The sequence below is a fragment of the Pseudoalteromonas sp. APC 3355 genome (assembly GCF_030407615.1).
In the GTDB taxonomy this organism is placed as follows: Bacteria; Pseudomonadota; Gammaproteobacteria; order Enterobacterales; family Alteromonadaceae; genus Pseudoalteromonas; species Pseudoalteromonas distincta.
This window is the reverse complement of record NZ_JASDDB010000015.1, coordinates 55,937-69,859: the sequence shown is the minus strand read 5'-3', so window position 1 is coordinate 69,859 and position 13,923 is coordinate 55,937. Positions and strand designations below refer to the sequence as shown.

Below are 13,923 nucleotides of genomic sequence, written 5' to 3'. Positions count from 1 at the left end.
TACAATCTGCTGAGCAAATCCAATCAGTATGGAAATTGTATTGCCCTTCATTATTGTGTTGTGTGTCGAGAGTCATCTATTGGGCATTGACCAATCATTGAAACCTCACCAGAATTTAACTCTTGTTCTAGTTTTACTTTAAAGCCCCATAATCTGTAAAGATGCTTAAGCACTTCCTCGTGCGAGTTTGCTAAAGGAATATTGTTATGAGGTACATAGCGTAGGGTTAATGAACGGTCACCTCTAATATCAACATCATACACTTGAATGTTAGGCTCATGATTACTTAAATTGTACTGCGCTGAGAGTGCTTCTCTCACTGCCTTATAGCCGTTGTCGTTATGTATTGCGCCAATTTCTAAATGGGGATTATTAGTATGGTCAATAATACTAAATAATTTAAAATCACGAATCAACTTAGGCGATAAAAACTGGCTAATAAAACTCTCATCCTTAAAGTTTTCCATTGCAAAATGCAGTGTATCTAGCCAGTTACTACCTGCATATTCCGGAAACCAGCGTTTATCTTCTTCAGTTGGGTGTTCACATATTCTGCGAATCTCAACCATCATATTAAAGCCTAAAGCATATGGGTTAATGCCTGAATAATATTTACTGTTATAAGGTGGCTGATAAACTACGTTGGTGTGGCTTTGTAGAAACTCTAACATGAAAGAGTCGGTGAGCTTTCCCTCATCATATAAGTGATTAAGTATGGTGTAGTGCCAAAAAGTTGCCCAACCTTCGTTCATTACTTGAGTTTGTTTTTGTGGGTAAAAGTATTGCGAAATTTTACGGACAATACGTATCACTTCACGTTGCCAAGAATCGAGTAATGGGGCATTTTTTTCAATAAAATACAAAATATTTTCTTGAGGTTCAGAAGGGAAATGGCGGACTTTCTTTTTGGTTTCTTGCTGTTGCTCAGGAATAGTCCGCCATAATTCGTTTACTTGCGATTGAAGGTAGTCTTCGCGCTCTTGTTGGCGTTTTTGCTCTTCAAATAGCGATATTTGTTGTGGACGTTTGTAGCGATCGACCCCGTAATTCATTAATGCATGACATGAGTCGAGTAGGGCTTCTACTTGTGTAATACCATGCTTTTCTTCGCAGCGGCTTATGTAGTTTTTAGCAAATACCAAGTAATCAATAATTGAACCTGCATCGGTCCAGGTTTTAAATAAGTAATTACCTTTAAAAAATGAGTTATGTCCGTAACACGCATGTGCCATTACAAGCGCTTGCATAGGTAGGGTGTTTTCTTCCATTAAGTACGCAATACAAGGGTCTGAATTTATCACTATTTCGTAAGCGAGACCCATTTGTCCGCGCTTATAATTTTGCTCTGTTTGGATAAATTTCTTACCGTAAGACCAATGACTGTAGCCAATAGGCATACCAACGCTTGAATAAGCATCCATCATTTGCTCTGCGGTTATCACTTCAATTTGATTAGGGTAGGTGTCTAACCTGTAGTGAGCTGCAACACGGGCAATTTCACCTTGGTACTCATCTAATAAATCAAAGGTCCAATCTGGGCCATCACTCAATCGTTTATCATTCATAATACTACCTCGCTTTTGGCTATGCAGAGTTTTGCTGTTGACGACCTTTTTTAAATAGCTCCCTAAAAATTGGGTAAATATCTTCAACGCTTTGAATATGCTGTATGGCGAAATTATTATGGCTGTGTGTTATAGATTCATATTCGCGCCATAGGCTTTGATGAGCACGAGTGGTTATTTCAATATAAGCAAAATAACGTACTGCGCTTAAGAGCTTATTACGTAATATTTCACCACACTGCGGGGTGTCGTCCGCCCAGTTATCGCCATCAGAGGCTTGTGCGGCGTATACATTCCACTCATTTGCGTGATAACGCTCTTTTATTATTTCGTTCATTAATTTAAGTGCGCTTGAAACAATAGTGCCGCCAGTTTCTTGGGAGTAAAAAAACTCTTGTTCGTCTACTTCTTTAGCTTGTGTGTGGTGGCGAATATAAACAACTTCTATGTCTTTATAACTGCGGGTTAAAAATTGATAGAGCAAAATATAAAAACGCTTTGCCATGTCTTTTGTTGGCTGATCCATTGAGCCTGACACATCCATAATACAAAACATCACGGCTTTGCTGGTGGGGTGAGGGCGCTTTTCGTAATTACGAAAACGTAAATCGTAGTTATCAATAAACGGAACCGACTTAATTTGCACTTTTAATGCTGCAATTTCTTTTTGTAACAAAGCAATTGCCGCTTTATCGTTATGTGGACCAGCAAGCAGCAGAGCAAGTTGTTCTTCGAGCTCTTTTAAACGGCGTTTTTTACCTGCACTCATGGCAACACGCCGTGCAAGCGAGCCTTGAAGAGAGCGTACAATGTCAATATTACTTGGCATGCCGTCGCTACAAAATCCTGCGCGATGGGTTTTCATTTGCACTAACTTATCAAGTTGGTTTTCTTGTAAGTTAGGAAGTTCTAGATCTTCAAACAGTAAATCAAGGTATTCATCTTTTGATATTGAAAATACAAACTCATCTTGTCCCTCGCCCGAATCGCTGGCGTCACCTTCACCGGCACCACCGCCTTGTCCGCCTTTAGGGCGCTCAATTTTATCACCTGTAGAAAACTGATCGTTACCAGGGTGAATTTGCTCTCTATTCCCGCCTTGCCCTTGATGAAATGTAGGTTCGCTGATATCGCGTTGTGGAATAGAAATACTCTCACCAGAGCTTGAATCGGTAACGCTGCGTTTGTTAATCGCATCTGAAACTGCTTCTTTAATTTGTTTTTTATAGCGCCTAATAAAGCGCTGGCGATTAAGCGTACTTTTATTTTTTCCGTTTAAACGCCTATCTATAAAATGCGCCATATTGACCTCCTATATACTACGACTATGAAGGTTATTGCGATTTTCTAACCCGTAAATACCACTCAGAAAGCAAGCGAACTTGTTTTTGTGTATAGCCTTTTTCGACCATACGGTTCACAAAGTCTTCGTGCTTTTGCTGATCCTCTGCAGACGTTTTAGTATTAAACGAAATAACGGGTAGTAAATCTTCGGTATTAGAGAACATTTTTTTCTCAATCACCGTGCGTAGTTTTTCGTAGCTTGTCCATAGTGGGTTTTTACCGTTGTTGTGTGCACGGGCACGTAGTACAAAGTTCACTATTTCATTACGAAAATCTTTAGGATTAGAAATACCCGCTGGCTTTTCTATTTTTTCAAGTTCAGCGTTTAGCGCTGCGCGGTCAAATAGCTGTCCTGTATCGGGGTCGCGATATTCTTGGTCTTGTATCCAAAAATCTGCATAAATAACATAACGGTCAAAAATATTTTGTCCGTATTCCGAGTACGATTCTAGATAAGCGGTTTGCAGTTCTTTACCTATAAACTCGACATATTGTGGAATTAAATAGCCTTTTAAAAAGCTTAAATAACGCTCTTCTATTTCACTTGAAAATTGCTCGCGCTCTATCTGTTGCTCAAGCACATAGAATAAATGCACCGGATTTGCAGCAACCTCAGTGGTATCAAAGTTAAACACACGGGACAAAATTTTAAACGCAAAGCGAGTAGAGAGCCCCGTCATACCTTCATCAACACCTGCGTAATCACGATATTCTTGATACGATTTTGCTTTAGGGTCGGTGTCTTTTAGGGTCTCGCCATCGTATACCCGCATTTTAGAATAGATACTTGAATTTTCTGGCTCTTTTAAACGTGATAGCGTCGTAAATTGCGCCAAAGTTTTAAGTGTACCCGGTGCACATGGCGCGTTGTATAGCTCGCTGTGCTCAAGTAATTTGTCGTAAATTTTAATTTCTTCAGTTACACGTAAGCAATAAGGGACTTTTACAATATAAACACGGTCTAAAAATGCTTCGTTGTTTTTATTGTTTTTAAAGGTTTGCCACTCAGACTCATTCGAGTGAGCGAGGATCATGCCATTAAAGGGCAGGGCACTAATGCCTTCTGTGCCGTTATAGTTACCTTCTTGGGTGGCGGTAAGTAAAGGATGCAGCACTTTAATAGGCGCTTTAAACATTTCTACAAATTCCATCAGCCCTTGGTTAGCTAAACATAAAGAGCCAGAGTAGGCGTATGCATCAGGATCGTTTTGGGCAAAGTGCTCAAGCTGGCGAATATCGACCTTACCAACCAGTGCTGAAATATCTTGGTTGTTTTCATCTCCTGGTTCGGTTTTGGCAATACCTATTTGGTTTAAAATAGAAGGGTAGCGTTTAACCACTCTAAACTGGCTAATATCACCATTGAACTCTTTTAAGCGTTTGCCAGCCCAAGGCGACATAATGGTTTTTAAGTAGCGCGGTTTAATACCGTATTCTTTGCTGAGTACGTCTGCATCTTCGATAGGATCAAACAAGGAGAGGGGGTGGTCGTTTACAGGAGAGCCTTTAATTGAATAAATAGGCACTTGTTGCATTAAATACTTTAGTTTTTCAGCAATGGATGATTTACCTCCACCAACAGGTCCAAGTAAATAAAGCACTTGTTTGCATTCTTCTAGCCCCTGAGCCGCATGTTTTAAATAAGAGACTATTTGCTCAATGGCGTCTTCCATACCATAAAAATCAGCAAAGGCAGGGTAGCGCGCAACTACTCTATTTGAAAATAATCGACTTAGTCGTGCATCCGTTGCGGTATCTACCATGTGTGGTTCGCCAATTGCCATGAGTAGGCGTTCTGGTGCGCTGGCGTAGGCAGACTTATCGGTTTTACAAATCTCAAGAAATTCAGCGATACTGTATTCTTCTTCCTGTGCCGCTTCGTATCGTGCTTGGTAATGCTCAAAAATCGTCATAATAACCTCCGAAACCCGCTGTAAAAAGGTGCTTACCTTTTAAAGTCTAGTCACGAATCTGTATTTTTGTGCAATAAAATTAAAAATTTAAGTGAAAAAAGATCATGTTACTAAAAGCGTTTTATTAAATGATGAGGCGCTTAGGTGTGATAAACAAGAAACAAAAAAAGACGCCTAAGCGTCTTTTTTACATTAGCGTTTAAAGGCTAATTAAGCGAAGTTAGCGTTCGCGAATTCCCAGTTAACAAGCGACCAAAAACCTTTAAGGTAATCTGGACGAACGTTACGGTAATCGATGTAGTAAGCGTGTTCCCATAAATCCACTGTCAGGATTGGAGTAACGCCATCATCAGTTAATGGTGTAGCAGCGTTAGATGTATTAACGATGTCTAGTGAACCATCAGCAAGCTTAACTAACCACGTCCAGCTTGAACCAAAGTTATTTACTGCTTTGTCATTTAATGCATCTTTAAACGCATCAAAAGAACCCCATTTAGCGTTGATTGCATCAGCAACTGCGCCAGTAGGCTCGCCGCCGCCGTTTGGAGATAAGCTGTTCCAGTAAAAAGTATGGTTCCAGATTTGTGCTGCGTTGTTAAATACGCCGCCTTCTGATGAACATACGATCTCTTCTAGAGATTTGTTTTCAAACTCAGTACCAGGGATTAAACCATTAAGCTTAACCACGTATGTGTTGTGATGTTTGCCATGGTGAAACTCTAGCGTTTCTTTTGAAATATGTGGCTCAAGTGCGTCGATTGCATATGGTAGTGACGGTAGTTCAAATGCCATTTTTTTATCTCCATCTTCTTTGGTTGATAGTCCATTTGGTAATACGTAATGCCTGTTGAAACAGAGCAGTTACCTATACCAAGCGGTAATATAGTGTTACTATAATTGTTGAGTATTTTACTCAAGTTTAAGCAAACAGCAATGCTATTGCGAAAGACTATTTCAATTGCGGCTTTATTTGCCCATTTTAAGTTATATATTTGTGGTCACGATGAGTTGTTTTCAAGACCTAAATATATTTAGCTATCGTTACTTTGAGGTTGTAGATGGAAACCATTGATAAAATTAAACAGCAAATTTCAGAAAATCCAATAATCCTTTTCATGAAAGGGTCACCAAAATTACCAAATTGTGGTTTTTCTTCACAAGCATCGCAAGCGTTAATGTCATGTGGTGAACCATTTGCATACGTTGATATTTTACTTAATCCAGACATTCGTGCTGAGCTTCCAGCATACGCAAATTGGCCAACATTCCCACAACTTTGGGTAGATGGCGAATTAGTTGGTGGTTGTGACATTATTATCGAAATGTTTCAACGCGGTGAATTACAGCCGTTAATTACTGAAACTGCTGCTAAATACAAAGAAGCTGACGCAGAGTAATTTATTACTCAACCTGAACTCAGGTTATTAAGCTCTTTAAACACAAAGCCACTTTTTAAGTGGCTTTGTTGTTTTTAATTTGTGTGAATTTATGAATAAGGAAGGCTCACTTGTACGTTTAAGCCGCCCTCTATTTTGTTATGTAAACTTATATGCCCCTGGTGCGCTTCTGCTATTTCTCTGCATAAGGCTAGCCCTAAACCACTCCCCGTACTTTTTGTTGAATAAAAGGGCACTAAAGCATTTGCCATTACTTGCTCGCTCATTCCTTTGCCGCAGTCGCTTACATTTATAACACATGCTTGGGGTACAAACTCGACCTGAATATGTATTTCATTGGCGTTGGAGCCTGACTCGTGTGAATTTTTTAATAGGTTTATCAGCAGCTGCTCGAGTTGTGTTTGATCAGCTTGTAATTCATTGTGTGAATTTTTTATTTCGTAGCTAAATTGCCAGTGATTTTTTAAATTATTGAGGGTGTTTTGCCAGTTAACCCGCGTTTTTTGTGGCTGAGGTAATTTAGCAAACTTGCCATAGCCTTGTACAAATTCAGTTAAGTGACTAATTCGCTCATCAATAGTTGCAAATACACGGGCAAGGCGAGGCTCATCAACTTTATTTGCGAGCAATTGTGCGCTGTGTAGCATGGATGACATAGGGCCGAGTGAATTATTTAATTCGTGGCTAATAATGCGTATTACTTTTTTCCACACCGCAACTTCTTGGCGACTAAGTTCACGGGTTAACTGTTTAAATATATATAAATGATGCTTTTGATTATTAAGTAAAAACTCCCCAGTGGCTAAATGCCAAGTTTGCGAGTCTTGATTCTCTATTTCTATATTAAAGAGGCCATCAATACCGTGCTCTATAGCTGCTACTAATTGCAGAGGCGAATTTTCGAGCAATTTACTTAGCTGCATACCTTCAAGGCGAGTTGCGCTATTAAATAAACTACGGCTAATTAAATTACTAAATACCACCGTATTATTATCATTGACCAGCAATAACGCTTGCGGCGAGCTTTGCAATACTTTATCAAGCATTAACTCGCGCTGGTAAATCCATTGTTTTTCTTGGCGAAGCTGTTTTGCGGTTTGATTATAAAGTTGGCATAGTTTTCCAAGTTCATCATTACTTTTATACGCAAGCAAACTGGAGAGCTCACCATCTTTAAAATTAAGTAATCCGGTTTCAAGCGATTGCATGCCAAGCTTTATTGGCTTGGAGAGAGCTCTTGAAAGCAGGGTGCTAAATGTAAGCGTTAGTAATATTAAAAACAGAGTGTAGTAAATATCAAAGCCACTTAGCGCGGCAATAATAACAACAGGCAGCGCGCTACAAAACCCGCAAATTAATACAACCTTTTGGCTTAGGGTAAAGTTGCTAATAATGTTTAGCATTAATAATCAATACCCATTTTTTGTAACCGCCTGTAAAGTGCTTGTCGGCTTAAACCAAATTCACGGGCCACTTTGGCTATAACACCTTGATGAGCGCGCATTGCGTGTTCTATTTCTTGTTTGGTCGGCTCTGCTTTTGCTTCTTGTTGAGCAGTAACCGGTGACGAAAGTACAAAGTCATCGACTGTAAGCGCACCTGTAGGTTTTAGTACCGCTACGCGTTTACAAGCGTTTTCTAGCTCTCGAACGTTACCCGGCCATTTGTAATGTTGAAGTGCTTGCTCTGTGTTTATAGTCAGCTCTCGGTGAGGTAAAAAATGGCTAATAAGTGCTAAAACATCATCTTGTCTTTCGCACAGGGCAGGCACATTGAGCTCAATTACATTAAGGCGATAATATAAGTCTTCCCTAAATCTACCTTGTTGAATTGCTTGTAGTAAGTTTTCGTTAGTGGCCGATATAACCCGCACATCTACTTTTCGTGTTTTTGTTGAGCCTAAACGTTCAAACTCGCCGGTTTGTAGTACGCGTAGTAATTTTATTTGTCCTGAAAGTGGTAAATTACCAATTTCATCTAAAAATAACGTACCGCCATCAGCTGCTTCAAATCGACCAATACGTTGTTTGGTTATCCCCGTATATGCACCGGCTTCAGCGCCAAAAAGCTCGGCCTCTATAAGTTCTTGCGGTAGTGCGCCTGCGTTTACCTTAATAAAAGGTTGCGATACAAGTGGGGAGTTTTTTTGAATGATATGCGCAATGCACTCTTTACCACTCCCATTAGGGCCTGTAATTAATGCAGATATATCAGATTTAGCTACTTGTAGCGCCATAGTGACCAGTCGTTCCATAGCCGTGCTTTTAAATATTAGCCCGGCAAGGTCTGCGCTTTTAAATGTACCTTCACGCTCTTGTTGATGGCGATTATGTGTAGCAACTATTTTTTTAGCACTGCCTAGCTCTATTAAGTTAGCGATACAAACTAGTAGTTTTGCATCATCCCAGGGTTTTGGTAAGTAATCAGCAGCACCGGCTTTTACAAGCTCAATGGCGGTGGCAAGTTCGGTCCAGGCTGTAATAAGTATAATAGGGAGGTGTGGGTTTATTTCTCGTAGTTCATAAAACAAGGCTTTACCTTCTTCACCAGAGGTGGTGTCACTGGTAAAGTTCATGTCTTGAATTACAAGCTCAATTCGCTGATAGCGAACTATTTGCAGAGCATCAAACGGATTTGTTGCAGTGACTACCGAAAAGTCGTGGATCTCGAGCAACAATGAAAGTGCGTCGAGTACTGCTTGGTTATCATCAACAATGAGTATTTTATGAGTCATAGGTTATTTTTATAATTTTTTAATGGCTACACTGCCTTACTAAGCAGTGTAGCATAGTGATTTACATATTATTAAATAGTGCGAGTTGCGATACTGGGCGAAATATTAGCAGCGCGTTTAGCCGGCGCTAATACTGCAAGTAAGCTCATTAAAAATACGGCAATGGCGGTAACGGCTATATAACTTGGCGGTAGTGCAGCTACAGAAAAATACTGCATTAACATTTTCCCAAGCAGTATTGCTGTTACTACACCTAAGGCTAAACCTAGGCTACAAATTAATGCATTTTCTACTAAAAAGTAGCTAACAATAGCTGACTTTCTTGCGCCAAGTGCTCTGCGTGTACCAATTTGCTTAGTACGTTTGCTAATATTAAATAAGGTTAAGCCAAAAATACCGAGAGCGGTTATAAGCACTAAAATAGTGATTAATACTATGAGCATGCGCATCATAAGGCGATCTTGAGCGGTATACTCATTTTTTAATTCATCAAGCCCTTTAATGTTGTTAATAACGCGTTTGCTGTAATTTTCGAGCATAGCATTTTCTATTTCTTTCATCACAGCTGCTCGCTGACCAGGCTTAGTACGAACGGCAACTTGTGCATAACTTGCTGCTTTAATATAAGGAATAAACGCAAGATTATCGGGTTTACTGTCTTTGAGCCACGGGCCTTTCATTTTTCCGATCACGCCAATAACTTTAAGTGGTAGGTCACCAAAATAAACTATCTTTCCTAAACCATCTCCATCAGGGTAGAGCTCATCAAGTAAGGCTTTAGTGACTATAGTGACGTTGGTGCGCTTTTGTGTAATTTCGTTTGTAACGAGCACTTCATCTTCGGTAAAGTTTCGCCCTGCAATTAAGTTAACGCCGTAGGTATTAATTGCGTGGTCATCTATAAAAAAATAAGCGGTCCTGACACTTAGGCCTTCTTGTGGAGCAGGTTTTAAATTAAAGCTCGAAGCGCTGCCACCCCCTGATAGCGGAATACTACTGCTTAATGCGGCATCAACTACGCCTGGCATTTTTCTAAGCATGCTTTCATCAAGCTCAAACTGCTGGCTTAAGTTAATATCAGTACCAAAGGTCATTACATTAAACTTAAATATATCTTGCTCAGGGTAGCCCGTTTCTTGGTTTAAATAGCTAATTCTATCTTGAATAATAAATGCAGCATTACTGACTATAGCTGTGGTAATTGCAATTTGAATTAGTAGTAATACAGCGCCCACCTTTGAGCGGCATAAGGCGTTAAATATAGGTTTTATTTCTAACATTGTGACATTCCTTATTGGCTCTTAAGATAAATAGCAGGATTGGTTTTACACACTAACCAAGCTGGGTACAAACCAGCTAAAATGCAGGTTGTAATTGCAATCAATGGGGCGCTCAATAGCATGGTTAAATCCATTGTCGCTAAGTTTTCATAGTAGTCGTAGCTTTGCCCTACGCCCATTAAACCAAGTTGTGCTAGTACAATTCCTAGCATGCCACCTATAAAGCCAAGCATGGCGACCTCAACTAAGTGCTGTAAAAATATTTGCCTTTTACTAGCACCTAATGCGCGTCTTACACCTACTTCTGGCGCTCTGCGTAAAAACTTAGCTAAAAGTAAACCTAAAATATTGGCTAAGCAGACACCTAAGAACATAAAGCTCAGGCCCACTAAAATTTTATTGTCTTCGGTGACGACGTTGTTGTATTGCATCCATTGGTTTACATCGCGAAGTTTATACTCAAGTTCTTTACGATTAAATCGACCACGTTTTTGTTGTTCTTGCATGTAGGCTAATAAGTAATTTTGATAGGCTTGTTTTTGTTCAAGCGTATTTAGCTCTGCCCAAAACTGGATCCATACTTGCTCAGATTGCAGTTTATCTGCAAAGGTTGGTGTGTTTTCGTGTTTCCATCCATTGCTATTGCCCCAACTTACGAGCTCTTTTGCCTTTATTAAGCTAAAGGGCATAAATAACTCTTCTACTTGATTAAATGCACCGTTATTTAAATCATAATATTTAATATTGAGAGGCCAATGGTTAATAACACCAACTACTTGATAGCTTGTATCATCTAAGTAAATCAGTTCTCCGACAGAGTTTTTTCCTGCAAATAGTTTATCGTTTATCTCTTGGGTAATAACAACGACAGGTGCGGCAGAGTCTTCTTGCTCTTTGCTCCAAGCCCCCCCGTATAAAAATGACAAATTAAACATGCTAAAAAAGTCAGGCGTTGTCATGCGAGCATTACCTATAAAAGGTTTTATTTTGTCGGAGTCTAGATAAACTGAAAAGCCGGTACGCATCATAGCCACTTTTTTCTCTGGCGTGGGTGCGTTTAATAAGTTCTCAGCATCTTGATAGGTCAGTTGCAGTGGCATGTTATCTTCTGTCCACCACGTACTACCATCGTCCATTGTTTGTAATTGCACACTGTAAAGTTGGCTGCTTTTTTCTGGGATAGGATCGGCCGACATCATGTGATAAACACTAAGGCTGGTCATTGTTATGCCTATACCTATCGCAATGGCAAGTACCATTAAAAAGCTAACCAGTGGGGTGCGCTTGAAGCTGCGCCAACTTAAATCTAAATAATGAATAAACATTAGTTAAACCCCCGATGCTGTTTTTATAGTTTGCGCGCCCTGATAAAGCGTAAAGTCGGCAAGTTGTCCATCAACTACTTGAATATTACGCGGAGCACGGCGGGCTAATTCGCTATCATGCGTTACCATTACAATAGTGGCACCGTCGCGATTGATTTGTTCAAGTAACTCCATAACTTGGCGAGCCATTAGGCTGTCAAGGTTACCTGTTGGCTCATCGGCAAGTAAAAAACGAGGTTTACCAGCAAGCGCACGGGCTATTGCCACACGTTGTTGCTGGCCACCAGAGAGTTGTTGAGGTAAGTGTTTAGCGCGAGATGCTAAACCAACTTGTTCAAGGCATTGCTCAATTCGACGTTTTCGCTCATTTGCTTTAATCCCTCTGTAGCGAAGAGGAACTTCTATGTTTTCGTATAAATTTAAATCGGGGATCAAATTAAAGCCTTGGAATATAAAGCCAATTTTTTGATTACGTAAATCAGCACGTTGGTTATCGTTTAGGCTGCCAACATTAACGCCATCCAACAGGTATTCACCTTCGTTAAAAGGCTCGAGCATACCTGCAATATTTAAAAAGGTTGTTTTTCCTGAGCCGCTAGGACCGGTAACAGCAATAAATTCGCCTTCGTTTACTTGCAGGTTAAAGTCTCGAAGCGCATGGGTTTGTACCATTTCTGTTTGGTATACTTTACTTACATTGTTCATTTGTAACATGGTTGTTCCTAATTATTTTTAGCGTTGGTTGAGAACGTCTGTTTAATTTAATAAAATCGTATCGGCTTGCTTAAAGTCGCTGTAGCTTGAAATAATAATCTCATCGTTTTCTTTTAGTCCGCTCAAAAGCTCAACCGCATTAATGCTGGTAGCGCCTATTGTAATAGGTATACGCTTTGCAATATTGCCTTCTACCTTATAAGCAAAAATTCCGCCTTGCTGCATAAAAGCGCCGCGTTTTACCTGCATTACACCTTCTCGGTTGTCGAGTAAAATACGAGCAGTTAAGCGTTGGTTTTGACGGATGTTGTTAGTAACACCTTTAAATCGGACGCGTGCTGTTACTTCACGATTATTAACTTCTGGTGATATGGCGGATAAATTCCCCATCACTGTTTCATTGCCTAACTTAAGCTCTACTTCCATACCGAGCCCTAATTCATTGGCGTAACTTTCAGGTACTTGAAGTTCCGCTTCGAAATTACTTAAGTCGACGAGTGTCATAAGAGGTTGGCTTTGTGTCACAGCGGCTTTTTGTTGCACAAGTAGGTTACCCACGATCCCAGTAACGGTAGCCTTAATAGATAGGTTGCTTACTTTTCTGATTAAGTCATCAACAATAAGTTGTTGGCGGGTCACATCACTTTTAGCAGCTTGTAGTTCAAAGGCGAGCGTGTCTTTGGCAAGCAGTACCTCTTGTTGTGCATGTTTATATGAGAGCTTTGCACGTGATAAATCATCAACTGCTTTTTCAAGATCAATTTGGCTAATTAAGTGCTTTTGAATTGATAACTGCGCGCGACGATTTTCGCGCTCAGCGGCATTAAGCTCAACTTGTGCCATATCGAGTGTTTTATTTAAAGTGAGTGTTTGGCGTCTTGCTTGCAAATGCTGCCTTTGCTGCTCGCCTTGTAGTCTTTTAAGTACAGACTCCTGTTGCTTTAATTCGTTAGTTAACTCAGGGCTTTGCAGCAGGGCAAGTGTATCGCCTTGCTTTACTGTATCGCCGGCCTTTACTTTTAAATCTATAAATCCACGTTCTGGACTGTAGATTTTAGGAGCATTGGCAGCAACAATTTTACCACTGGCGGCAATATCTCGAATGAGCGCTTTAACATGTACTTTTGCAACCTGTACTTTTGAGCGGCTAATAGAGCTTTTAGCGCTATGACTCGTTAAAAAAATATAAGCAACTGTAGAGACCACAATGAAAACAATCGCAGTGATTATCGCGTATTTTTTATAGTTTATAGGTGCCTTTACTTGTACGTCTTGTGCGCTGGTATCTTTAATCATTTAATTCCCCCCTACATTGCTTTTATGTATTTTTCGCACAGCAGTAATAAAGCTGCTGTGCAAATGGCGGCAATAGGAGAGAGCAAAAATAAGCTTAGAGTAAACATGGTAATTCCAATTAGCGATTATATGTAAAGCTATACGATTAATATGCCAACTATTATCGCATTGATATTAAAGTGCTTTTTATTTTTTGTTCTTTAAAATGATGTCCGCGGACAGTTTTTATGTCCGCATCGGACACCGCTTTAAATAAAAATTCACTATTAATGTACAAAAAAGGACATGAACTTTCATAACTATACTAATGAGCAGCAATAATCGGGGATGTTAAGCCATTAAAGTAATGAAATAG

Annotated in this window: 11 protein-coding genes; 1 reads left to right on the top strand and 10 read right to left on the bottom strand. The window is 39.9% G+C overall.

Annotation, left to right across the window (positions count from 1 at the left end; translation table 11 throughout):
- Positions 1-50 precede the first annotated feature (50 nt).
- From QMA08_RS17200 to QMA08_RS17185, 4 genes are all read right to left on the bottom strand, one after another.
- A complete protein-coding gene (locus tag QMA08_RS17200; RefSeq protein WP_290175031.1) occupies positions 51-1,565 on the bottom strand; it encodes a SpoVR family protein in 1,515 nt (504 codons plus the stop codon).
- A gap of 19 nt (positions 1,566-1,584) precedes the next feature.
- Positions 1,585-2,868 (bottom strand): YeaH/YhbH family protein, encoded by a 1,284-nt coding sequence (locus QMA08_RS17195; protein ID WP_007375849.1) that lies wholly within the window; start codon positions 2,866-2,868, stop codon positions 1,585-1,587.
- A 31-nt stretch (positions 2,869-2,899) separates the two neighbouring features.
- A complete protein-coding gene (locus QMA08_RS17190; RefSeq protein WP_007375848.1) occupies positions 2,900-4,822 on the bottom strand; it encodes a PrkA family serine protein kinase in 1,923 nt (640 codons plus the stop codon).
- A 210-nt stretch (positions 4,823-5,032) separates the two neighbouring features.
- Positions 5,033-5,614: a Fe-Mn family superoxide dismutase gene (locus tag QMA08_RS17185; RefSeq protein WP_002960323.1), complete on the bottom strand. Its 582-nt coding sequence runs from the start codon at positions 5,612-5,614 to the stop codon at positions 5,033-5,035.
- A gap of 266 nt (positions 5,615-5,880) precedes the next feature.
- On the opposite strand from QMA08_RS17185, the gene QMA08_RS17180 reads away from it, so the two are divergent.
- A complete protein-coding gene (locus QMA08_RS17180; RefSeq protein ID WP_004335359.1) occupies positions 5,881-6,219 on the top strand; it encodes a Grx4 family monothiol glutaredoxin in 339 nt (112 codons plus the stop codon).
- An 89-nt stretch (positions 6,220-6,308) separates the two neighbouring features.
- Here the strand turns inward: QMA08_RS17180 and QMA08_RS17175 are convergent, their stop codons facing one another.
- From QMA08_RS17175 to QMA08_RS17150, 6 genes are all read right to left on the bottom strand, one after another.
- Positions 6,309-7,622, bottom strand: coding sequence for an ATP-binding protein (locus QMA08_RS17175; RefSeq protein ID WP_039487432.1), 1,314 nt, complete (start codon positions 7,620-7,622; stop codon positions 6,309-6,311).
- Positions 7,622-8,953 carry a sigma-54 dependent transcriptional regulator gene (locus tag QMA08_RS17170; RefSeq protein WP_039487435.1) on the bottom strand — a complete coding sequence of 444 codons (1,332 nt, stop codon included), beginning with the start codon at positions 8,951-8,953 and terminating at the stop codon, positions 7,622-7,624. Before QMA08_RS17170 ends, QMA08_RS17175 begins: the two co-directional genes overlap by 1 nt.
- 71 nt (positions 8,954-9,024) lie before the next feature.
- The gene (locus QMA08_RS17165) at positions 9,025-10,233 is read right to left on the bottom strand and encodes an FtsX-like permease family protein (protein ID WP_188161563.1); all 1,209 of its coding nucleotides are present in this window, start codon (positions 10,231-10,233) and stop codon (positions 9,025-9,027) included.
- An 11-nt stretch (positions 10,234-10,244) separates the two neighbouring features.
- On the bottom strand, positions 10,245-11,558 hold the full coding sequence (locus tag QMA08_RS17160; protein WP_149602430.1) for an ABC transporter permease: 1,314 nt from the start codon (positions 11,556-11,558) through the stop codon (positions 10,245-10,247).
- 3 nt (positions 11,559-11,561) lie between these two features.
- Positions 11,562-12,272, bottom strand: a complete 711-nt coding sequence (locus QMA08_RS17155; RefSeq protein WP_024592687.1) for an ABC transporter ATP-binding protein — start codon at positions 12,270-12,272, stop codon at positions 11,562-11,564.
- A 42-nt stretch (positions 12,273-12,314) separates the two neighbouring features.
- Positions 12,315-13,568, bottom strand: coding sequence for an HlyD family efflux transporter periplasmic adaptor subunit (locus tag QMA08_RS17150; protein ID WP_004335376.1), 1,254 nt, complete (start codon positions 13,566-13,568; stop codon positions 12,315-12,317).
- Positions 13,569-13,923 lie beyond the last annotated feature (355 nt).

What these genes read in the sequence shown, in the direction of transcription:
- QMA08_RS17160 (WP_149602430.1), bottom strand. Translation starts at nt 11,558, where the DNA reads ATGTTTATTCATTATTTAGATTTAAGTTGGCGCAGCTTCAAGCGCACC.
- QMA08_RS17170 (WP_039487435.1), bottom strand. Translation starts at nt 8,953, where the DNA reads ATGACTCATAAAATACTCATTGTTGATGATAACCAAGCAGTACTCGAC.
- QMA08_RS17150 (WP_004335376.1), bottom strand. Translation starts at nt 13,568, where the DNA reads ATGATTAAAGATACCAGCGCACAAGACGTACAAGTAAAGGCACCTATA.
- QMA08_RS17180 (WP_004335359.1), top strand. Translation starts at nt 5,881, where the DNA reads ATGGAAACCATTGATAAAATTAAACAGCAAATTTCAGAAAATCCAATA.
- QMA08_RS17155 (WP_024592687.1), bottom strand. Translation starts at nt 12,272, where the DNA reads ATGTTACAAATGAACAATGTAAGTAAAGTATACCAAACAGAAATGGTA.
- QMA08_RS17195 (WP_007375849.1), bottom strand. Translation starts at nt 2,868, where the DNA reads ATGGCGCATTTTATAGATAGGCGTTTAAACGGAAAAAATAAAAGTACG.
- QMA08_RS17165 (WP_188161563.1), bottom strand. Translation starts at nt 10,233, where the DNA reads ATGTTAGAAATAAAACCTATATTTAACGCCTTATGCCGCTCAAAGGTG.
- QMA08_RS17200 (WP_290175031.1), bottom strand. Translation starts at nt 1,565, where the DNA reads ATGAATGATAAACGATTGAGTGATGGCCCAGATTGGACCTTTGATTTA.
- QMA08_RS17175 (WP_039487432.1), bottom strand. Translation starts at nt 7,622, where the DNA reads ATGCTAAACATTATTAGCAACTTTACCCTAAGCCAAAAGGTTGTATTA.
- QMA08_RS17185 (WP_002960323.1), bottom strand. Translation starts at nt 5,614, where the DNA reads ATGGCATTTGAACTACCGTCACTACCATATGCAATCGACGCACTTGAG.
- QMA08_RS17190 (WP_007375848.1), bottom strand. Translation starts at nt 4,822, where the DNA reads ATGACGATTTTTGAGCATTACCAAGCACGATACGAAGCGGCACAGGAA.